Raw genomic sequence first — 21,228 nt, 5'->3', positions numbered from 1 at the left:
GTCGGCCACCCAGCCGGCCGCGCGGCCGGTGGTTGCGCCGGCGGCGCTGCCGGGCGCGGTGCGCCTGACGCCGCCCGCCGCGCCTGCGGCAGCCCCGCCGTCCGCCGCGCCCGCCACGGAGACGAACCGATGATCGACACCCGTCTCGACCGGCTCGCCGCCGCCGCCCTGCGCCAGCTGCGCCGGCCGCGGGTGGACCTGCCGCTGCTGCTGGCCCTGGTGCTGGTCGCCTGCATAGGCCTTATCACGCTGTACAGCGCCGGCGACAAGGATGCCGGCATCGTGCTCAACCAGGGCGCGCGCTTCCTGATGGGCGGCATGGCCCTGGTGGCGATGTCGCGCATACCGCCGGCCACCCTGCGCAACTGGACGCCGTGGTTCTACGCCGTCGGCGTGGTGCTGCTGGTGCTGGTGGAACTGTTCGGCGAAGGGCGCGGCTCCAACCGCTGGCTGGACCTGAAATTCGTGCGCTTCCAGCCCTCGGAACTGCTCAAGCTGGCCACGCCCATGATGGTGGCCTGGTACCTGCACGCGCGCACCCTGCCGCCGGACTGGCGCGACCTGTTCATGGTCGCGGTCATCATCGGCATACCCGCCGGCCTGATCGCCGAACAGCCGGACCTGGGCACCTCGCTGCTGGTCGCCGCCAGCGGCGCGTTTGCGCTGTTTCTTTCCGGCCTGTCCTGGTGGCGCATCGGCGGGCTGATCGGCGTCGCCGCGGCGGCCGCGCCGGTGGCCTGGCATTTCCTGCACGAATACCAGCGCAATCGCGTGCGCATGTTCATGGACCCGGAATCCGACCCGCTGGGCAACGGCTGGCACATCATCCAGTCGGAGATCGCCGTCGGCGCCGGCGGCATCTTCGGCAAGGGCTGGCACGAGGGCAGCCAGTCGCGCCTGGAATTCCTGCCCGAGCACACTACCGACTTCGTCTTTTCCGTGTTCAGCGAGGAATTCGGCCTGATCGGCGTGCTGCTGCTGATCTCGCTGTACATCTTCATCATCGGCCGCAGCCTGTGGATCGCGGCCAATGCCAAGGACACCTATTCGCGCCTGCTGGCCGGCGCCATCGGCATGTCGTTCTTCGTCTACGTCATGGTCAACGGCGGCATGATCACGGGGCTGCTGCCCGTGGTCGGCGTGCCGCTGCCCCTGGTCAGCTACGGCGGCACGTCGGTGGTGAGCCTGCTCACCGGCTTCGGCGTGCTGATGTCCATTCATGCGCACCGCAAGCTGGTGCGCTGAGCGGACAGCCTGCGGCGCCGCACCCTGAAGCTGCTGGCCGATCCAGCCCATCCGTTACAGGCCGCTGCCGCCGAATCGGCGTAGCATGAGGCCACGCCAACAGGGAGCTGCACCGGCCATGGCCAATGCCCGCACGCGCTACGACACCATCGCCGAGTTCATGACCCGGCAGCACGACGCCACCTCCACCACCCAGTACGGCAAGCCCGCAGTACAGATCAACGGCACGCCGTTCCTGTTCTACATGCTGCCCGGCATGGCCTTCCGCCTGCAGGGCCGCGCGCGCGAACAGGCCCTGGCCCTGCCCGGCGCCAGCGCCTGGGCGCCGCTGGGCCAGCCCACCGAACGCAGTCCCTGGGTGCTGGTGCCGGTGGCGAGCTTCCTGCGCTGGGACCGGCTGGCGATCGAAGCCCTGCGCTACGCCCAGGAAGGCAATCTCGCCAGCACGCCCAAGGCCGAGCCGACCCAGGGGCCGCCGGAACCGCCGCCGGCGGGTCAGCGCTGGCGCGACAACATCAAATCGCTGTGGGAAAAGGCCGCCAGTTTCCGCTTGACGCGCTAGCACGTTTTTCAACCTGCGCCGCGGCGTTTTCCGCCGCCGCAATTCCCGCCGCCGGCTAGCAAAACGGGCCGCGCCGCAAGCTGAACCGCGACCCAGCCGCGGGATACGCCCTGCCATGTGCGTGCTAACCTAGCACCCGTTTGCCCCACGCTGGCCAGGCGCTATCGATGCCCGTGTTTTTTCGAGTTCTTTTCGCTCTGGCGAGTGCGCTGCCCGCCATTTCCGCCGCCGCCCCGGTTTCGCCGTCCGCCGCCGACTCCCGCCAGGCGCAGCAGGATTTCGCCGCGGAACTGGCCCGCGATCACGGCCTCGCCGCCGACGCGGTACTGGCCATACTGGCCAAGGCCGAATACCAGCAGAGCATCATCGACGCGATTTCCCGGCCGGCCGAAAAGGTCAAGCCGTGGAAGGAATACCGGCCCATCTTCCTCACCGATGCGCGGCGCGAATCCGGCATCGCCTTCTACCGCGACAATCGCGACCTGATCGACCGCGTCGCCGCCGAATACCAGGTTTCCCCCAGCATCATCGTCGCCATCATCGGCGTGGAAACCAGCTACGGCCGCATCACCGGCAAGTACAAGGTGCTCGACGCCCTGACCACCCTGGCCTTCCACTACCCGCCGCGGGAAAAATTCTTCCGCGAACAGCTGTCCCAGCTGCTGCGCCTCAACGACGGCCACCTGGCCTATCCCATCGAGGAACTGCGCGGCTCCTATGCCGGCGCCATGGGCTGGGGCCAGTTCATGCCGACCTCGATCGCGCGCTTCGCCCGCGACTACGACGGCGACGAGCGCATCGACCTGTGGAATTCCAAGCCCGACATCGTCGCCAGCGTGGCCAGCTATTTCCAGGGCCATGGCTGGGAACCGGAAGGCCCGGTCGCGCTGCGCGCCCAGCTGGCGCCGGATGCCCGCACCATCACGCCGGCCAACAGCGAGCCGGTGTATCCGCTGGAACAGCTCACCGCCTGGGGCTACAGCGTGGACGCCGCGCTGGATCCGCAGCGTCCGGCCACCCTGCTGAAGCTGGAAGGCGACAGCGGCCCGGAATACTGGATCACCTTCCAGAATTTCTACGTCATCACGCGCTACAACCGCAGTCCCATGTACGCCATGGCGGTCAAGCAGCTGGCCGAGGCCATCGCCGCCGGCGATGCGGCGGCAGGCCCATGAAGCGCGCCGTCCTGCTGCTGGCGGTGGTGGCGCTGGCCGGCTGCGCCGGCAACAAGCCCAGGCCGGGACAGCGTCCGGCGGCTTCGCGCCCGCCCGCCGCCCGCCCGGCGCCGCAAACCGCTACATCCGTGCCGGAAACCAGCCTCAGCCAGGCCGAACGCTATCGCCAGACCCACGACGACGGCCCCGCCGAAACCATCGATGTCAGCCGCATACCCGAACCCGTGCCGCGGCCCGAGCCGCTGTCGCGCTACGGCAACCGCTCGCCCTACAACGTGCTCGGCCGCAACTACACCGTGCTGCCCAGCGCGCGCGGCTATGTCGAGCGCGGCATTTCCTCCTGGTACGGCAACAAGTTCCACGGCTACATGACGTCCAGCTTCGAGCCGTACGACATGTACCAGTTCAGCGCCGCGCACAAGTCGCTGCCGCTGCCCAGCTGGGCGCGCGTGACCAATCTCGAAAACGGAAAAAGTGTCATCGTGCGCGTGAACGACCGCGGCCCGTTCCACGACAACCGCCTGATCGACCTGTCCTACGCCGCGGCGGTGAAGATCGGCGTGTGGCCCAAGGGCACCGGCCTGGTCGAAGTGCGCGCGCTGATGCCGGGCGAGGCCGAGCCGGAAGTCCGCACCGCCGCCGCCAGCCCCGCGCGCACGCCGCCGCGGCCGGCACCCAGGCCGGCCGCGCCGCTGCAGAATCCCGCACCGGCCGTGGCCGGCACCGCGGCGTCCGGCGACGGCGCGCCGGATTCCGCCGAGCAGCCACGCATCTACCTGCAGATCGGCGCGTTCGGCGAACAGGCCAATGCCGACCGCGCCGCCCAGCGCGTGGCGGCGGCCAAGCTGGGCGAAGTGCGTGTGGTGGAGGCGTCGGTCAACGGCCGCAGCGTGCGCCGGGTACGCCTGGGCCCGCTGCGCGACGTGGACGAGGCCGACCGCCTGACCGAAGAACTGCGCCGTTTGGGCCTGGGCGAAGCCCGGGTCGCCATCGATTGATCCTGACGCCTGCCGCTGCGCAGGCCCCATGTACGGAAAAACCATGTCGTATCGCTTGAATCTGCTTGCCACCGTCCTGCTCACCGCCTGCGCCGGCCTCGCCGCGGCGCAGACGCCCACACCCACGCCCGCCACGCCCAAGCCGGCCGCGCCCACGCCCGCGGCGATCAATGCGCCCATGCCGCCGCCGCCGACCCTGGACGCGAAGAGCTGGGTGCTGATGGACTACAACACCGGCCAGATCCTCGCCTCCAGCAATCCCGACGAGCGCGTGGAACCGGCCTCCATCACCAAGATCATGACTTCCTACGTGGTCTCGGCCGAGCTTGCCGCAGGCAAGGTCAAGCCCGACGACGAGGTCTTCATCAGCGAGAACGCCTGGCGCGGCGGCGGTGCCGGCACCGACGGCTCCACCAGCTTCCTGGCGCTGAATTCCAAGGTGAAGCTGCACGACCTGCTGATGGGCATGATCGTGCAGTCGGGCAACGACTCGGCCATCGCCCTGGCCGAGCACCTGGCCGGCTCCGAGGCGGTGTTCGCCGACCTCATGAACGAGTACGCCAAGCGCCTGGGCCTGAGCAACACCCACTTCGTCAACGCCAGCGGCCTGTCCGCGCCGGAGCACTACACCACGGCGCACGATATCGCGACCCTGTCGCGGGCCCTGATCCGCGACTTTCCCGAGGACTACAAGATCTACGCGATCAAGGAGTTCGAGTGGAACGGCATCAAGCAGCACAACCGCAACGCGCTGCTCTGGCGCGACGCCGCGGTCGACGGCATCAAGACCGGCCACCACTCCGGCGCCGGCTTTTGCCTGGCGGCCTCGGCCAAGCGCGACAACGAGCGCCTTATCACCGTGGTCATGGGCACCAAGGGCGAGAAAGTCCGCGCCGACATGACCCAGGAACTGCTCAACTACGGCTTCCGCTTCTACGAAACCCACAAGCTGTACAGCGCCGACAAGCCGGTGGCCGAGCCCACCTTGTGGAAAGGCCAGGCCGACACCATTGCGCTGGGCGTGAGCGAGGATGTGCTGGTCACCCTGCCGCGCGGCCGCTACGCCGATCTCAAGGCGGCGATGGACGTGCCGGGCCGCTTCGTCGCCCCGTATACCAAGGGGCAGAACGTGGGCACGCTGCGCATCACCCTGGACGGCAAGCCTTTGGTCGAACGTCCCATCGTGGCCTTGCAGGAGTACCCTGAAGGCGGTTTCATGCGTCGGCTCGGCGACGGCATCATGCTGTGGTTCAAGAGCGACGAGGCGGTACAGCCGTCCAAGCAACCGGATACCCGTTAATGCGCAATCTGGATGACATCCAGCCCGAATCGCCCAACCAGGGCTTCCAGTTTCCCGGCGTGTTCGAGATCACCGCCGTGGGCAATGCCGCGGCCGACCTGGCCATGCGCGTGCCCGCGCTGATCAACACCCTGGGCCTGAGCGTGCTCGACGGCAGCGTGCGCTCGCGGCCCTCGCGCGAAGGCAACTATCTCTCGGTGACGCTGAGCTTCACCTGCCCGAACCGGGAGAAATACGATGCCGTGCACGAGACGCTGCGCGCCGATCCGGACATTCGCTGGACCTTGTGATGAGCCAGCGCCTGCCGGTACGTGTGCGTGAACTGCCGGGGCTGTGGCCCTACGAACCGGTCTGGCGCGCCATGCAGGCCTTCACCGACAGCCGCGACGCCAGCACGGTCGATGAATTCTGGCTGCTGCAGCACGAACCCGTATTCACCCTGGGCCAGGCCGGCAAGCGCGAGCACGTACTGGCGCCGGGCGACATTCCCGTCATCCCGGTCGACCGCGGCGGCCAGGTCACCTACCACGGCCCGGGCCAGATCATGGCCTATACCCTGGTCGATCTGCGCCGGCTCGGCATCGGCGTGCGCGAGCTGGTGCTGCGCATAGAACAGGCCGTCATCGACACGCTGGCCAACTGGAACATCGCCGCCGAACGGCGCGAGGGCGCGCCGGGCGTCTACGTCAACGACGCCAAGGTCGCGGCCCTGGGCCTGCGCGTGCGGCGCGGCTGTTCCTTCCACGGCCTGGCCTTCAACGCGGCCATGGACCTGGAGCCGTTCCATCGCATCAATCCCTGTGGTTATAAGGGCTTGGCCGTGACCCAGGTGCTAGACTTGGGCGGTCCGGCCAGCCTGGCCGTGCTGCAATCCAGCCTGGTCGAGGAACTCGCCCGGCAGCTGGGCCTGCAGCCGCAGGCGGCCGATCCCCTCATCCCCGCGGCGACCGTCGCGCTCGCCGCCTCCGCCTGATTCCCATGGACACTGCACCCTCCAAGGCCATACCCATCGTCGTCGTCGGCGAAAAACAGCTGGGCGAAGACAAGATCGCGCGCAACCGCGCCGTGTTCGACCAGGCGCCGCGCCTGCGCAAGCCCGACTGGATCCGCGTGCGCATCCCGCCCGGCAACGCCGTGGCCAAGCTCAAGGCCAAGCTGCGCGAGAACCGCCTGGTCACGGTGTGCGAGGAAGCCTCCTGCCCGAATATCCACGAATGCTTCGGCAAGGGCACGGCCACGTTCATGATCCTGGGCGAGGTCTGCACCCGGCGCTGCTCCTTCTGCGACGTGGCCCACGGCCGGCCCAAGCCGCCGGATCCGCACGAGCCGCGCCACCTCGCCGAGACCATCCGCGACATGGCCCTGCGCTATGTCGTAATCACCTCGGTGGACCGCGACGACCTGCGCGACGGCGGCGCCCAGCATTTCGCCGACTGCATCCGCCTGGTGCGCGAGCAGAGCCCGTCCATCCAGATTGAAATTCTGACCCCGGATTTCCGCGGCAAGGGCCGCATGGAGCGGGCGTTGGAAATCCTCGCCACGGCGCCGCCGGATGTGTTCAATCACAACCTGGAGACGGTGCGCGAGCTATACCGCGAGGTAAGGCCCGGCGCCGATTACGATTGGTCGCTGGACCTGCTGCGACGCTTCAAGGCGCAGCACCCGTCGGTACCGACCAAGTCCGGCATCATGCTGGGCCTGGGCGAAACCTTCGAACAGGTGGAAGGCGCGTTGAACGATCTGCGGGCGCACGATGTCGACATGGTCACGATCGGTCAATACCTGCAACCCACGCCGCACCACCATCCGGTAATCCGTTACTGGACGCCGGACGAGTTCAAGGCGCTGGAGGAACTGGGCTACCGCCTGGGCTTCCAGCACGTCGCCTCCGGGCCCATGGTGCGCTCGTCCTATCATGCGGACGAGATGGCCCACGCCGCCGGTATCGCTCAATCCGCTTAGGCCGTATTTGCTGTTCCTGCTGGAGAGAATCATGCGCAAGACCCTGCTCGTCCTCGCCCTGTTGGCCTCCGGCCTGGCCGTGGCCAAGCCTGCCAGCCAGGCCGGCCCGCTGCTCAAGCCGGCCGAGGACCAGGCCGACGCGGCGATCTGGGCCTCGCGCTTCCTCACCCGCTTCCACTACAAGGCCGTGCCGCTGGACGATGCGATGTCGGCCAAGATGTTCGACGCCTACTTCGATTCGCTCGACGGCGAGAAGCTGTTCTTCCTGAAGTCCGACGTCGAGCGCTTCAGCGCCGCGCGCGAGCAGCTCGACGACGCGATCTTCAACAAAGATCTGTCCATGCCGTTCGCGGTGTTCAACCTCTACCTGCAGCGTGTCGCCGAACGCACCGCGTTCTCGCGCAAGCAGCTGGAAAAGCCGTTCGACTTCAGCACTGCGGAAAGCTACGCCTACGACCGCGAGAAGGCCGCCTGGGCGGCCAGCAGCGACGAGCTGGACGACCTCTGGCGCAAGCGGGTCAAGAACGATGTGCTGCGCCTGCGCCTGGCCGGCAAGAAGGATGACGAGATCAGGAAGACCCTGGACAAGCGCTACGTCGGCTTCGGCGACCGCGTCGCCCAGATCAACAGCGAAGACGTGTTCCAGACCTTCATGAATGCGTACGCGACCTCGATCGAGCCGCATACCAACTACCTCGGCCCGCGCGCCAGCGAGAACTTCGACATCTCCATGAAGCTGTCGCTGGAGGGCATAGGCGCGGTGCTGCAGCGCGAGGACGAATACACCGCCATTCGCGAGATCGTGCCGGGCGGCCCGGCGGCGCTGTCGGGCAAGCTCAAGGTCGGCGACCGCATCCTCAGCGTGGGCCAGGGCGAACACGGCCCGCTCACCGATGTGATCGGCTGGCGCCTGGACGACGTGGTCGAGCAGATCCGCGGCCAGAAGGACACCGTGGTGCGCCTGGAAGTGCTGCCGGCCGACGGCGGCCCCGACGCCAAGCACCAGATGCTTTCCCTGGTGCGCAAGAAGGTCAGCATCGAGGAACAGGCGGCCAAGAAGCAGATCATCGAAGTGAAGGACGGCCCGGTGCCGCGCCGCGTCGGCGTGATCCAGCTGCCTACCTTCTACCTCGACTTCGACGCCCGCCGCCGCGGCGACAAGGATTACAAGAGCGCCACCCGCGACACCGCCAAGCTGCTGGCCGAACTCAAGCAGGAAAAGGTCGACGGCGTGGTGATCGACCTGCGCAACAACGGCGGCGGCTCGCTCAGCGAGGCCACCGAACTCACCGGCCTGTTCATCGACAAGGGCCCGGTGGTGCAGGTGCGCAGCGCCCAGGGACGGGTCGAGTCCGAGGATGACAGCCAATCCGGCATGACCTGGGACGGCCCGCTGGCGGTGATGGTGAACCGCGGCTCGGCCTCGGCCTCGGAGATCTTCGCCGCGGCGATCCAGGACTACGGCCGCGGCGTCATCATCGGCGAGCCCACCTTCGGCAAGGGCACGGTGCAGATGCTGGTGGACCTGGACAATGCGGCGCAGAACGAGAAGCCCAAGTACGGCGAGCTGAAGATGACCAGCGCGCAGTTCTTCCGCATCAACGGCGGCACCACCCAGCTGCGCGGCGTGGTGCCCGACATCGCCTTCCCGGACGGCGGCGAAGCCAAGGAATTCGGCGAATCCAGCTATCCGAACGCGCTGCCCTGGAGTTCGATCACGCCGGCTTCGTACGAGGCCGTGGCCGATCTCAAGCCCATCCTGCCCATGCTGGCCTCGCGCCACGAGGCGCGCACGGCCAAGTCCAAGGAGTGGCAGTACTACGCCGAGGACCAGAACGAGATCAAGCGCCTGCGCGCCGAGAAGACCGTCTCGCTGAACGAGGCCGAGCGGCGCAAGGAACGCGACGACCAGGAAGCGCGCAAGAAAGCCCGCGACGCCGAGCGCAGCGCGCTGGAAAAGAGCGAGAAATCCGACGTCTCCGTCGCCAGCGCGACCACTACCGCCATCGCCGAAGGCAGCACCGCCGAGGACGCCGGCAACGACACCGTCGCCCACGCCAGCGACGACGGCCTGCAGGCCGACGAGCGCAGCATAAAGAGCCAGGTCGAGCGCGAGAAACAGGCCAAGGAGCGCCGCGACGTGGCGCTGCAGGAGGCCGCGCGCATCCTGGCCGATGAGATTGACCTGATTCACGCGGATACCAAGCTGGCACAGCAGGTTTTGCCGCAAGGGGCGCGGATCAGTATCGACTGAGGCTTTCGGTGTTGGTTTGTGGACAAAAATCCCGGCTTTGGCCGGGATTTTTGTTTGCGGGACCGGGCGCCATAGTCGTGCGGAACCTGTCGTTGGCTGGAACGGCCTGCCGTCCCGCCAGCGCAGAACGCTCGCCGCAATTCACTGCGAGGGTTCGGCGACGGTTCGGGCCGGCATGTGCGGTGCAGCGAGGAGGGCCGGCGTGGAATCGCGGCCGGGCGCGCGCGGGCCGCAGTCCAGGTTTGTGCCCGCTTGCTGCGGGTTCACCAACGCAGCGGCGATGCGATGACCGAACCATCGGCGCGCGTCCAGCCAAATGCGTTGCCCAGAACTTCGGCTTCCCGCGCCTCTTCGCCGTAGTATTTGGCTGTGGACGCATTTTCCGCAGCGCGGTTGCGCGCGCGCAGGAGCAGCCATCCGCTCAGGCGCGCGCGCGCGGCGGCCGTGTCGAAGCGGCGCAGGGCGACGTAGGCGGCATTGATTGCGGCGCCCTCTACCGCGTCGCCGATCTGGCCGTACTTTGCCCGCAGGGCATCGGCGGCATGATCGGCATGGTAGGCCGCCTCGAACCAGCGTCCCTGCAGCGTCAGGATCAGCGCCAGCCGGCGTTCGTAGATCATCAGGTTGCCGTCCGCCTCGGGCGGGGACATCGCGATCGCTTTGCGGACAAAATACTCGGCGCTCTTCGCATCATTCAGGTCGATGATGTAGTTCTCGCCCAGATAGAAATGCACATTGACGGTAAACGGCTCCTGCGGGTCGAAGTAGCGCCCGCTGACTGCAATCAGGCGATGCTGCAGCTGCATCCCTTCGAACCGACGTCCTGCGCCGATGTACGAGCCGGCCATGGCGTAGAGCAGGCGCGGCGTCAATGGGTGGTCTTCCCCGTAGTTGGCGCGCTGCTTGGCCAGGGTCTCTTCGTAGACGGCCACGGATTTTTCGTATTCGCCGTTGATCTTGTAGGCATGCGCGAGATCCGCCAGGGCGCGAATATGTGATGCGCCGCTCCGCCCCTGCTGACGCTGCTCGCCAAGCAATTGCAGCAATTGCTCCTGATAGGCGATGGATTGGCCTGCCGCGTAGTGCGCCCGGCTGCGTTGCAGCCGGATCCAGTCAAGGCGTTCGGGATGCAGATCGGTACGGCGGGAAAGTTCGGCCAGCGCCGTATCGGCGGTCTGGATGGTCTCTGCGTTGCGGCCGACGCCGAGCAGCGCGCGCAGCTTGATTTCCCACAGCATGGGCAGGACCTCGCCGTCGCTGTAGCCGGCGCTGTCGCCGGCCAGCTGCAGGCCGTCCTGCGCCGCCTTGATCGCATCGGCGAAGCGGTTCTCCGAAAACGCCGATTCCGCATCAATCAGAAACTGGCGCACGCGCACTTCCTGCGGCATGTCTGGCGCGGCTGCCATCTCGTGCCGCGCCAGTTCGCCGAGGCGGAGCGATTCGGGCTTGTTCTGCAACAGGAAAAACAGGTGGGAAAGCGTCTGCGCGAGCGTGGCGCGCAGTGGTGGTGCGAGACGGCTGCTGTCGCGTTCCAGCGTGGCCGCCGCGTTGCCGAGCAGCTTCACCGCGCTGAGATTGCGTGTTAGCCGTTCCCGGTCCGCAGACTGGAACGCGCCGACAAGGAAGTCGGTCACGTGTTGCGCGTGGTCGCGCTGCAGACGTGCGGCCTCCAGCGCGGCAAGGGCGCGGTCGCGTTCCTGCGCGGCGCGCTGTGACTGCGCCACCGACAGCGCGGTGGTTGCGATCACGGCCAGGCCGAGCACGCCGGCGACCGTCGCCGTGAGGCGATTGCGCCGCAGCGCCATGCGCGCGCGGTACCAGCGTTCCGAAGCCCGTTCTGCAATGGGACGCTGGGCGAGCACATTGCGCACGTCGGCGGCCAGGTGATCGGCGGACGGGTAGCGTTCCGCCGGATCTTTGCGCAGCGCGCGCGCGATGACGGCATCCAGGTCGCCGCGCAGCGCGGCGGCGAGCGCACGCGCATCGGCCAGATTGCGCTGCTGGGCAGCGCTGTGGTCGGTGGCGGAAGCCGCGGCCGTGCTGGCCAGCGGCGGCGGTTGTTCAAGAATCCGGTGCAGAAGCTGGCTTCTGTCCGTGTCGGCAGTATCGAACGGCAACTGCCCGCAGAGCAGTTCGTAGAGCACGCAGCCCAGGCCGTACACGTCTGTGGCCACGGTTGTCGCGCCGCCGCGTATCTGCTCCGGCGCTGCCGCGCGCAATGAAAAATGGTTCTGGCCCTGCGTGGTATCGCGCGCGCCGGCTTCGGCAAGCGATTTGGCGATGCCGAAATCGAGCAGACGCGGATGGCCGGCTGCATCGACGAGGATATTGCTGTCCTTGAGGTCACGGTGCAGGACGAGTTGCCCATGCGCATAGGAGACCGCTTCGCAGATGCGCAGGAACAGGGCCAGGCGTGCTCGCAGATCCAGGCGCGCGGCGTTGCAGTACTGCAGCAGTGGCACGCCGTCGACGTATTCCATGGCGAAGAACGGACGCCCGTCGGGAAGTTCGCCGGTGTCGACCAGGCGTGCGATATGCGGATGCTCAAGACCGGCGAGAATCGCGCGTTCCCGCCGCAGCTGCTCGGTCAGTCGCGGGCCGCTGATCGCCACCGGCACCACCTTCAGGGCGACGCGCTGCACCACGTCCCCGGTTGTGCGCGCGGCCAGGTAGACGCGCCCCATGCCGCCTTCGCCGAGTACGCGCTCGATGCGGAGCTCGCCCTGTGTCGATGCGGATTTTTGTTCGAGGTGTTCGAGCGCGCTGACAAAGGCTTCGGCCAGCGCGCTGGGTTGGATCGTGACCACGGGCCCGGTGGCCTCATCCTGCAGCAGGCGCTGCACCGCAGAGATCACCACTTCGTCGGCCTCAACGGCGCTCAGGAACGCGGCGCGCTCGTCAGCGGGCAGTGTGCAGACGTCCAGGTAGAGCTGGCGCGTACGGCGCCAGAAATCGATGTCGGCCGATGACGGGCGAACGTTCATGCGCAGGTTCGGCGGGCTGGGAAAATGAGGGGAGCGGAGTCTTAGCCGATTGCGCGCGGAGCGTCCAGCTGGCGACCTGACACCGTGGTAGCGACGTTACTGAGGCGGCCTCCCCCTGCGTGTCTCGTGGGCCGCTTGCGTGAGCGGACCACGGCGGCGTCCGCACTATGGCGCAGCGGGCGCCGGCGGCCTTCCGCGCCCAGGAGGCGCGCCTGGCGGAACGGCCTGCGGCAGCGAGCGCATGCAGTTTGCGGTTGCGCGGAACAAATCGCAGCCTGGAATGCGTCGAATAACTATTGAGAATTCAAAGAAAGCCGCCGCTTTTCGACGCTGCTCGCTTCGATCTTCATGGTTGGTTGCCGTGGTCCAGCGCGTGCCGTGCGGGGCGCGAGTGTCAGTGAACGGAGCGTCCCGCGCTCCGTTCACTGCGGCTGCCTGCTTCCGTCTCGCGCTTCCCTTACTCAGGCGCCATACCGCTTGCGCAGGAACTCCAGGTACGCGCGCAGGCCCTGCGCCTCGCCGCCCTTGGGTTTGCCGGGGCGTTCGCCGTCGTTCCAGGAGTAGACGTCGAGGTGGGCCCAGGGTGTGCCTTCGGGGATGAAGCGTTCCAGGTAGAGGGCGGCGGTGACGGCGCCGGCGTGGCGGGAGGGGCCGGCGTTGGCCAGGTCGGCGACGTAGGAGTCGAGCATGGCCAGGTACGGGCGCCACAGGGGCATGCGCCAGAGCGGATCCTGCTGGGCGATGCCGGCGTCCAGCAGTTGCTGGGCGATGTCGTCGCGGTTGCTGAACAGGGCGGGTAGATCGGGGCCCAGGGCGATGCGGGCGGCGCCGGTAAGGGTGGCGAAGTCCAGGATCAGGTCGGGCTTCTGTTCGGCGGCGTAGGCCAAGGCGTCGCACAGGATCAGGCGGCCTTCGGCGTCGGTGTTGTCGATCTCCACGGTGAGGCCGTTGCGCGTGGTGATGACTTCGCCGGGACGGTAGGCGTTGCCGGCGATGGCGTTCTCGACGGCGGGGATCAGCAGGGTCAGGCGTACCGGCAGCTTGGCCTGCATCACCAGGGCCGCCAGGGCGATGGCGTGGGCGGCGCCGCCCATGTCCTTCTTCATCCAGCGCATGCCGTCGCCGGGCTTGATGTCCAGGCCGCCGGTGTCGAAGCAGACGCCCTTGCCGACGATGACGAGGTGCGGGCCTTTGCGGCCCCAGTTCAGTTCGGCCAGGCGCGGCTCGCGGTGGCTGGCGCGGCCTACGGCGTGGATGGTGGGGAAGTTGTGCTTGAGCAGGGCGTCGCCTACCCATTCGCGGTACTTCGCGCCCTGGGCCTTGGCCAGTTCGCGCACGCTGGCGCAGAGTTCGGCCGGACCCAGGTCTTCGGTCGGCGTGTTGATGAGGTCGCGCACGCGGGTCGCGGCGGCAAGCAGCGGCTCCACGTTGGCCAGCACGGCGGCGTCGACGGCGAGCTGGGCCGGTGCGCGGCGCGGCTTCTTGTAGCGGCTGAACTGGTAGGCGCCCAGGCCCCAGCCCAGGGCCGAGCGCAGCGGATCCAGCAGCGTATTGGCGAGGCGGTATTCGCCCGGCGGCAGGCGCTGGGGCAGGCTGGCCAGGGCGTAGATGTCGTCGGGGCGGGATACGCCGACCAGGATGCAGCGCAGGCCGCCGTCGTCGCCGGGCACGTTGAGCAGGCTGGTGGGTTCGGCCTTGAAGCCCTGCGCTTCGGCCCAGCGCCTGGCCTTGGCGCCCAATGCTTTGAGATTCGCTTCCAGCTGGTCCTGCGTCAGGGCGATCAGCTCGATCGCGCGGCTGTTGCGGCGTAGTTCGGTCAGTCCTTGCATACGTGTCCCGGGTGTTGGTGCTGCGGCGTGATCAGACCACAGCTGCAAGGCAAGTTGCATGCCTGGCTGATCAGGTGTCAGGGGCGGCCGGTCAGCTCATGCGCGGCAGTTCAGGCGGCGAGCTTGTAGTCCAGCCAGTCGGCCAGTTCGGTCAGGTCGACGAATTCGAGATCGGGCCGCTGGGCCTGCTGCCAGGCCGTGCCGTGGCGGTTGAGCCAGGCGCAGGGCAGGCCGGCAGTGCGGGCGCCGTGTACATCCAGCAGCGGATCGTCGCCGACGTGAAGCACGCTGGCGGGGGCCAGATCCAGCCGGCGGCAGGCTTCGAGGAAGATTTCCGGCGCCGGCTTGGCCTGGCCGAACTCGCGCGCGGTGACGCAGTCGGCGAACAGGTGGCGCAGGCCTATGCGGCCGAGGTCGGCATTGCCGTTGGACAGGCTGATCAGCGGTACGCGCGCGGACAGGCGCTGCAGCGCGGGCAGGGCGTCGGCGTAGAGTTCGACTTCGTTGCGTGCGGCGTAGAAGGCGTCGAATGCGGCCTCGACCATGTCCTCGCCGTAGCCGTGCGGGTTCAGTGCCGCGCCCAGGCAAAGCTTGCGCTGGGCGGTGAAATCATGCGCCAGGTGCGGGTTTTCCAGCGCGATGCGGTCGCGCAGCAGGCGCATCTGCGCGACCGGATAGGCCTGGGCCACGGCCGGACAGTGCTGCTCCAGCCAATCGTGCAGGCGCTGTTCGGCGCGCAGCACGATGGGCGCGATCGGCCACAGCGTGTCGTCCAGGTCCAGGCTGATCGCCTTGATCTGCATGCGCGACTCAGCTGCCGCCGGTTTCCTTGGCGCTGCTGTCGGCGGCGGCCTTGGCTTTTTCGGCCTTCTCGGCCTTTTCCGCCTTCTTCGACGCGGCCTTCTTGCTGCGCGATTCGACGGCTTCTTCCTTGGCGGCCTGGGTCAGGGTCGAGGTCGGCGCGACGCGGCCCAGCGCGGCGGCGGTGGCGGCCGGCGCGGCCAGCGGCGTTTCGTTGACCTTGGACTCGATCATGGCCAGGCGGGTGGCATCGTTGTCCTTCAAGGTCAGGCCGTCGGAATACGGCAGCAGCTGGCGCTTGAGCAGGGCGGCCTTGGCCGAGGGCGTATCCAGCCAGGCGATGAAGTCCTTCACCGCGGCGGCATTCTTGCCGTCCTCGCGCAGGGCCACGTAGACCGGCGTGTACAGCGGATAGCTGCCGTCGCGCACGCTGGCGGTGGAAGGAATCACACCTTCCACATTGAGCAATTTCAGCTTGGGATTGCCGGCGGCGTTGGACAGGGTGCTGACCGCGAGCGCGGCCGGGTCCAGGGTGACGCCTTCCTCCAGCTTGGCGGTATTGAGGTACAGGCGCGGCACGGCCACGCGCTGGTCGCCGTTCTTGAAGATCATCGCGCGCAGCGCGTATTCGACGCCGTCCAGCGGGCCGGCCACGGCGTACATGTTGATGGCCTTGTCGGCGCCGCCCAGCAGCTTCCAGTTATCGGCGCGGCCGTAATAGACGCGCCAGATGTCCTTGATGCTGATGTTGGAGACCGCGTTGGCGCGCGAGGTGATCATGACCAGGCCGTCCCAGGCCACCGGCACGAAGACCAGGCCGGCTTCCTCGGCGCGCTTGCCGTGGCCGGGGCGCAGGCTGCCGGCGAAATCCGCCGTGCCCTGGATCACCGCGTCGATGCCGGAGATGGTACTGAAGGGGTTGAGCTGGATGCGGACCTTCTTTTCCTTCTCGTACTGCTTGGAAAGGTCGTTCATCAGACCGCGGGCGCTGGCGATGTCGCCGCGCCAGATCAGGGTGGCGCTGACCGGGCCAGGCTTGGCGGTCGCGCCGGCGGCGGGCTTGGCTGCAGCGGTTGCGGGCTTGGCCGCGGCGGGTTTGGCGGCCGCCGGCTTGGCTTCGGCCGGCTTTGCCGCGGCGGTTGCCGCCGGCTTGGCTTCCGCCGGTTTTGCCGTCGCCGCTGCCGCCGGCTTGGCCGCGGCGGTCGGCTCGGCGGCCTGCAGCGGCGCGAGTGCGCAGACGGCGGCAACGGAGGAAAGCAGGAACAGGGCGCGCGGCAGGGCGCGGCGGACTAGGCGCGGATTGATCACGGGAGAAAGCCTGACAAGTTGCTGAACCGCGCCACGATACCACGGGGGTTGCGGACGTTGGATGACCGGGTCCCGGCGGCTTGACCAGGGTCACGGAATTGGCGCCGGGATGAACGGGAGGGGACGAACGCGATGGGATGAGCGAGTGGGATGAGTGGGATTGGAAGGGCGGACAATTGGAGGCCAGGTTGCCCGGTCAGGGCGCCGCCCGCGGCGGACGCGCCGCAACGGCGCCGGACACGAAGACAGCGCGCCGCGCACTCGCTCATTGCCTTGCGCTTCCCGGCCTGGCTACCTTGGCGTACTTGGCCGCGAGACGTTCGTCCAGCGTGAGGCTTGGGGCGTTCCAGTCTGCTCGCGTGCGCTCCAAGGTTGTGCTGGGCGAGGTTCCAGTACCGAGTTCGCAGCCCAGGTTGGCGAAGCAAACTGAAACGGTCCAATAGACCACCCCATCTTGTTCCGGCCGCGATTGCCGCTGCGCTCGCGAATCCTCACCGCTGAGCCCTCTCCCCCAAGCGAGCTTGGGGGAGAGGGAGCTTCCCGCTTTTTCTCGAAGAAATCCGGCAAATTTCACTTGCCGAAGACCTCGGCTTCCGCCGCGCACTCCCTGCGAATCCCGAATCCCGAATTCCGAATTCCGAATTCCGAACCGCAGACTCACTCGCAAAGTACAAAAAACGCACTCTGTCCGCGCACCACGGTCAGCAGCAACTGGCGCGACTGGCGCTTGGCGACGGCTTTCAGGTCTTCCACGTTGCGGATATCGACCTGGTTCACCGCGACCACTACGTCGCCATTGCGCAGGCCGTTGCTCTCGGCGCGGCTGCCTTCGCCGACCTGGCTGATCAGCACGCCGCGCAGGCCGCGCTGGCGCTGGCGTTCGCCCAGTTCGGCGAACTGCGCGCCGCCCAGGCGCGGGTCCAGGTTCTGGCCTACGGCGGTGGCGGATTCGCGCACGGTCAGCTGGGCCTTGGTGGTGATCTCGCGGCCGTCGCGCAGCAGTTTGAGTTCGACTTCGCTGCCGATGGGCAGCAGGCCCTCGGCGTTGTGCAGTTCCTGTTCGCTGTTCACCGGCTTGCCGTTGAGGCTGACGATCACATCACCGGTATGCAGGCCGGCGTTCTCGGCCACCGAATCAGCCTGTACATGCGTGATCACCGTGCCCCTGCCGGCGGGCACGCCCAGCATCTGGGCGATGTCGGGGGTGATGCTCTGCGCCTCTATGCCCAGCGAGCCGCGCTTGACCGTGCCGGTCTTGATCAGCTGCTGCATCACGTCGCCGGCCAGGGTCGAGGGAATGGCGAAGCCGATGCCGACGTTGCCGCCGGAAGGTGAGAAGATGGCGGTGTTGATGCCGACCAGCTCGCCGTTGAGATTGACCAGTGCGCCGCCGGAATTGCCCGGGTTGATCGAAGCATCGGTCTGGATGAAGTTCTGGTAGCCCAGCCCGCGCAGGCCGGAGCGGCCCAGCGCCGAGACGATGCCCGAGGTCACGGTCTGGTTCAGGCCGAAGGGATTGCCTATGGCGACGACGAAGTCGCCCACGCGCAGGCGGGTGGAATCGGCCAGGGTCACGGCCTTGAGGTTCTCGGCTGGTATCTGGATCACCGCCACGTCGGTGTCGGGATCGGTGCCGACCAGCTTGGCCTTGAGCGTGCGGCCGTCTGCGAGCGTGACGCTGATGTCGTCGGCGCCCTGTACGACGTGGTTATTCGTCAGGACATAGCCCTTGCCCGCATCGACGATCACGCCCGAGCCCAGCGACTGCTCCACCCGTTCGCGCGGCATGTTGGGCACGCCGAAGAAGCGGCGGAAGACGGGATCGTCGAGGAAAGGATCGCGCACCCGCGTATGGGTCCTGGACGAGATATTCACCACCGCCGGCGTAATGCGTTCGATCATCGGCGCCAGCGAGGGCAGGGCCTGGCCGTCCACCACCGGCGGCAGCGCGGCATTGGCCGCGTGCTGGGTCAGCGAAACGCCGGCGGCAGCGCCCAGGCCGAGGGCGAATGCGGTGGCGAGCAAGGTGCGGGTGAACGATGACATGAGGACTCCCGTATAAAGATTCGCGACATGGACACCGGTTGAGGCTGCAGGTTTCCGGCTTTGCCGGGATTGGTGATTCATTCGGTAATTCGGGATTCGGGATTCGTAGGGCAATGACTGGCTGCGGCTTGCCAGCCTGCCGAGTATCCGCTTCGCCTTTGCGAATCCCGGATCTCCAATCCCGAATCGCCACGTGCAATCAACTGCAAACATCTTGTCGCCGAACGCGCAATCCGTGATTTGCCGCATTGACACCATGGAATGCGGGGCGTAGGGTTGCCGCCGCTCGCAATCACAACATGTTGTGCCTGGTCACCGGGGGGTAGCCCCAGTAATTGGGGTCAGCCAGGCACGGGCCGTAGCGGTGGGCATGCCGCGCGGCAGCAGCGTGATACCGCGTCAGGCAGCGGCGCACGGCAAATGCCGTCGCGACCGCGCGCAGTGGTCCGTCTGGCGGCGGCCCGCTGGCCGGCGCTGGCGGGCGTCCAGACCGAACCCATGATTCGGACCGGCAAAAAGGACTCGGGAGAGGACGAGAGCTGATGAGTACGGTGCGCCTTGAAGACCTCGCGCGCGGCGCGGTGAGCATCCCCCTGCAACCGGCATCGCAGGATATCTGGGACAAGAAATACCGCCTCCGGACCAAGCAGGGCGAGCCGGTGGATCTGTCCATAGACCACAGCTACCAGCGCATCGCCAAGGCCCTGGCCGAAGTCGAGACCACGCCGGAAAAGCAGCACTACTGGAACGAACGCTTTCTCTGGGCGCTGCGCCGCGGCGCGATCCCGGCCGGCCGCATCACCTCCAATGCCGGTGCGCTGGAACACAAGCCGGCGACCTCGACCATCAACTGCACCGTGTCGGGCACCATCGAGGATTCGATGGACGGCATTCTGCAGAAAGTGCACGAGGCCGGCCTCACGCTGAAGGCCGGCTGCGGCATCGGCTACGAATTCTCCACCCTGCGGCCGCGCGGCGCGTATGTCTCGGGCGCCGGTGCGTATACCTCGGGCCCGATGTCCTTCATGGACATCTACGACAAGATGTGTTTCACGGTGTCGTCGGCCGGCGGCCGCCGCGGCGCGCAGATGGGCACCTTCGACGTCAGCCACCCCGACGTGAAGGACTTCATCCGCGCCAAGCGCGAAGACGGCCGTCTTCGCCAGTTCAACCTGAGCCTGCTCATCACCGACGATTTCATGAAGGCTGTGCACGGCGACGGCGACTGGCCGCTGGTATTCCCCATCAGCCTCAAGGAAGCCGACGAGATCGACCTGGCCGACCCGGCCAAGGTGGTCTGGCGCGACTGGCCGCTGGCGACGAACTACGTGGTGCGCGACGACGGCCTGGTCGCCTGCAAGATCTATGGCCAGATCAAGGCGCGCCATCTGTGGGACATGATCATGGTCTCGACGTACGACTACGCCGAGCCGGGCTTCATCCTGATCGACCGCGTCAACGAGATGAACAACAACTGGTGGTGCGAGAACATCCGCGCGACCAATCCTTGCGGCGAACAGCCACTCCCTCCCTACGGCAGCTGCCTGCTCGGCTCGGTCAACTTGACCATGTTCGTGCGCGATCCGTTCGGACCCAAGGCGCGTTTCGACTGGGAGGAATACCGCGAAGTCGTGCGCGTGTTCACGCGCATGCTCGACAACGTGGTCGAGATCAACGGCCTGCCGCTGGAACAGCAGCGCGAGGAGATCCTGTCCAAGCGCCGCCACGGCATGGGCTATCTGGGCCTGGGTTCGACCCTGACCCTGCTCAAGCTGCGCTACGGCTCCAAGGAGGCCTGCGCCTTCACCGAGCAGGTCAGCCGCGAGATGGCCCTGGCCGGCTGGGAAGTCGGCCTGGCGCTGGCGCAGGAGAAAGGCCCGGCGCCGCTGCTGGCGCAGGAGTTCGAGGTCACCGCGGCCATGCTGCGGCGGCGTCCGGAGATGGAGCGCGACGGCTGGAAGGCGGGCGACCGCATTCCCGGCCGCGTGCTGCACGCCCGCTACAGCCGCTATATGCAGCGCGTGGCCGAGGCCGCGCCGGAGCTGGTCAATGCCCTGGCCGAGCACGGTTCGCGCTTTACCCACCATACTTCGATCGCGCCCACCGGCACGATCTCGCTGTCGCTGGCCAACAACGCCTCCAACGGCATCGAGCCGTCCTTCGCCCACCACTATTCGCGCAATGTGATCCGCGAGGGCAAGAAGACCAAGGAAAAGGTCGAGGTGTTCAGCTACGAGCTGCTGGCTTATCGCGAGCTGATCAACGCCAGGGCCATGCCGTTCTCGGACAAGGCCGAGGAAAAGCTGCCCGACTACTTCGTCGCGGCCGACGACATACGCCCGACCGAACACGTCGATATCCAGGCCGCGGCGCAGAAGTGGATCGACTCGTCGATCTCCAAGACCGCCAACGTGCCCACCGATTACCCCTACGAAGACTTCAAGAACATCTACACCTACGCGCATGCCCAGGGGCTCAAGGGCTGCACCACCTTCCGCTTCAACCCGGCCGCGTTCCAGGGGGTCCTGGTCAAGGAGGCCGACCTGGAAAACACCATCTACCGCTTCGAGCTGGAAGACGGCAGCGTGGTCGAGGTGAAGGGAAACGAGGAGATCGAATACGACGGCGAGACCCACACGGCCGCCAATCTTTTCGATGCGCTCAAAGAGGGTTACTACGGCAAGTTTTGAGTGGCGCCGGAATGGAGTAATGTCCACTCCGCAACACCAACCAACTGACCAACCCGAACGAGGAGCTGGAGGGT

Annotated in this window: 15 protein-coding genes; 10 read left to right on the top strand and 5 right to left on the bottom strand. The window is 67.3% G+C overall.

Annotated features, from left to right (window positions below):
- Positions 1 to 129 precede the first annotated feature (129 nt).
- The 9 genes from rodA to NM961_RS17865 all read left to right on the top strand — a co-directional run bounded on the left by rodA (position 130) and on the right by NM961_RS17865 (position 9,496).
- A complete protein-coding gene (rodA, locus tag NM961_RS17905; RefSeq protein ID WP_255915781.1) occupies positions 130 to 1,245 on the top strand; it encodes a rod shape-determining protein RodA in 1,116 nt (371 codons plus the stop codon).
- 118 nt (positions 1,246 to 1,363) lie between these two features.
- Positions 1,364 to 1,807, top strand: a complete 444-nt coding sequence (locus tag NM961_RS17900) for a hypothetical protein (protein ID WP_255915780.1) — start codon at positions 1,364 to 1,366, stop codon at positions 1,805 to 1,807.
- Between the two features lie 167 nt (positions 1,808 to 1,974).
- Positions 1,975 to 2,982: a lytic murein transglycosylase B gene (mltB, locus tag NM961_RS17895; protein ID WP_255915779.1), complete on the top strand. Its 1,008-nt coding sequence runs from the start codon at positions 1,975 to 1,977 to the stop codon at positions 2,980 to 2,982.
- A complete protein-coding gene (locus NM961_RS17890) occupies positions 2,979 to 3,980 on the top strand; it encodes a septal ring lytic transglycosylase RlpA family protein (RefSeq protein ID WP_255915778.1) in 1,002 nt (333 codons plus the stop codon). Before mltB ends, NM961_RS17890 begins: the two co-directional genes overlap by 4 nt.
- A gap of 43 nt (positions 3,981 to 4,023) precedes the next feature.
- A complete protein-coding gene (locus NM961_RS17885) occupies positions 4,024 to 5,280 on the top strand; it encodes a D-alanyl-D-alanine carboxypeptidase family protein (RefSeq protein ID WP_255915777.1) in 1,257 nt (418 codons plus the stop codon).
- Positions 5,280 to 5,570, top strand: coding sequence for a YbeD family protein (locus NM961_RS17880; protein ID WP_255915776.1), 291 nt, complete (start codon positions 5,280 to 5,282; stop codon positions 5,568 to 5,570). Before NM961_RS17885 ends, NM961_RS17880 begins: the two co-directional genes overlap by 1 nt.
- The gene (lipB, locus tag NM961_RS17875) at positions 5,570 to 6,253 is read left to right on the top strand and encodes a lipoyl(octanoyl) transferase LipB (protein ID WP_255915775.1); all 684 of its coding nucleotides are present in this window, start codon (positions 5,570 to 5,572) and stop codon (positions 6,251 to 6,253) included. Before NM961_RS17880 ends, lipB begins: the two co-directional genes overlap by 1 nt.
- A gap of 5 nt (positions 6,254 to 6,258) precedes the next feature.
- A complete protein-coding gene (gene lipA / locus NM961_RS17870; protein WP_255915774.1) occupies positions 6,259 to 7,242 on the top strand; it encodes a lipoyl synthase in 984 nt (327 codons plus the stop codon).
- A 31-nt stretch (positions 7,243 to 7,273) separates the two neighbouring features.
- Positions 7,274 to 9,496, top strand: coding sequence for a carboxy terminal-processing peptidase (locus NM961_RS17865; protein ID WP_255915773.1), 2,223 nt, complete (start codon positions 7,274 to 7,276; stop codon positions 9,494 to 9,496).
- A gap of 263 nt (positions 9,497 to 9,759) precedes the next feature.
- On the opposite strand, the gene NM961_RS17860 is transcribed toward NM961_RS17865, so the two are convergent.
- From NM961_RS17860 to NM961_RS17840, 5 genes are all read right to left on the bottom strand, one after another.
- Entirely contained in the window at positions 9,760 to 12,339 is a 2,580-nt protein-coding gene (locus NM961_RS17860) for a serine/threonine protein kinase (protein WP_255915772.1), read from the bottom strand.
- Between the two features lie 602 nt (positions 12,340 to 12,941).
- Positions 12,942 to 14,309, bottom strand: a complete 1,368-nt coding sequence (locus NM961_RS17855) for a leucyl aminopeptidase family protein (protein WP_343231928.1) — start codon at positions 14,307 to 14,309, stop codon at positions 12,942 to 12,944.
- 110 nt (positions 14,310 to 14,419) lie between these two features.
- Positions 14,420 to 15,112, bottom strand: coding sequence for an HAD family hydrolase (locus tag NM961_RS17850; RefSeq protein ID WP_255915771.1), 693 nt, complete (start codon positions 15,110 to 15,112; stop codon positions 14,420 to 14,422).
- A 7-nt stretch (positions 15,113 to 15,119) separates the two neighbouring features.
- Complete coding sequence (locus NM961_RS17845; RefSeq protein WP_255915770.1) at positions 15,120 to 16,418, bottom strand: PstS family phosphate ABC transporter substrate-binding protein; 1,299 nt, start codon at positions 16,416 to 16,418, stop codon at positions 15,120 to 15,122.
- A gap of 657 nt (positions 16,419 to 17,075) precedes the next feature.
- Entirely contained in the window at positions 17,076 to 18,464 is a 1,389-nt protein-coding gene (locus NM961_RS17840; RefSeq protein WP_255915769.1) for a DegQ family serine endoprotease, read from the bottom strand.
- A 542-nt stretch (positions 18,465 to 19,006) separates the two neighbouring features.
- Here NM961_RS17840 and NM961_RS17835 point away from each other — a divergent pair.
- Positions 19,007 to 21,154: an adenosylcobalamin-dependent ribonucleoside-diphosphate reductase gene (locus NM961_RS17835; RefSeq protein WP_255915768.1), complete on the top strand. Its 2,148-nt coding sequence runs from the start codon at positions 19,007 to 19,009 to the stop codon at positions 21,152 to 21,154.
- Positions 21,155 to 21,228: the final 74 nt, after the last annotated feature.

The sequence above is a fragment of the Tahibacter harae genome (assembly GCF_024437735.1).
GTDB classification, from domain to species: Bacteria; Pseudomonadota; Gammaproteobacteria; order Xanthomonadales; family Rhodanobacteraceae; genus Tahibacter; species Tahibacter harae.
The sequence above is the reverse complement of the archived record's forward strand: the minus strand, read 5'-3'. Positions and strand labels throughout refer to the sequence as shown.

Coding starts and splice junctions, on each gene's coding strand:
- rodA (WP_255915781.1), top strand. CDS start 130: ATGATCGACACCCGTCTCGACCGGCTCGCCGCCGCCGCCCTGCGCCAG.
- NM961_RS17900 (WP_255915780.1), top strand. CDS start 1,364: ATGGCCAATGCCCGCACGCGCTACGACACCATCGCCGAGTTCATGACC.
- mltB (WP_255915779.1), top strand. CDS start 1,975: ATGCCCGTGTTTTTTCGAGTTCTTTTCGCTCTGGCGAGTGCGCTGCCC.
- NM961_RS17890 (WP_255915778.1), top strand. CDS start 2,979: ATGAAGCGCGCCGTCCTGCTGCTGGCGGTGGTGGCGCTGGCCGGCTGC.
- NM961_RS17885 (WP_255915777.1), top strand. CDS start 4,024: ATGTCGTATCGCTTGAATCTGCTTGCCACCGTCCTGCTCACCGCCTGC.
- NM961_RS17880 (WP_255915776.1), top strand. CDS start 5,280: ATGCGCAATCTGGATGACATCCAGCCCGAATCGCCCAACCAGGGCTTC.
- lipB (WP_255915775.1), top strand. CDS start 5,570: ATGAGCCAGCGCCTGCCGGTACGTGTGCGTGAACTGCCGGGGCTGTGG.
- lipA (WP_255915774.1), top strand. CDS start 6,259: ATGGACACTGCACCCTCCAAGGCCATACCCATCGTCGTCGTCGGCGAA.
- NM961_RS17865 (WP_255915773.1), top strand. CDS start 7,274: ATGCGCAAGACCCTGCTCGTCCTCGCCCTGTTGGCCTCCGGCCTGGCC.
- NM961_RS17855 (WP_343231928.1), bottom strand. CDS start 14,309: ATGCAAGGACTGACCGAACTACGCCGCAACAGCCGCGCGATCGAGCTG.
- NM961_RS17850 (WP_255915771.1), bottom strand. CDS start 15,112: ATGCAGATCAAGGCGATCAGCCTGGACCTGGACGACACGCTGTGGCCG.
- NM961_RS17840 (WP_255915769.1), bottom strand. CDS start 18,464: ATGTCATCGTTCACCCGCACCTTGCTCGCCACCGCATTCGCCCTCGGC.
- NM961_RS17835 (WP_255915768.1), top strand. CDS start 19,007: ATGAGTACGGTGCGCCTTGAAGACCTCGCGCGCGGCGCGGTGAGCATC.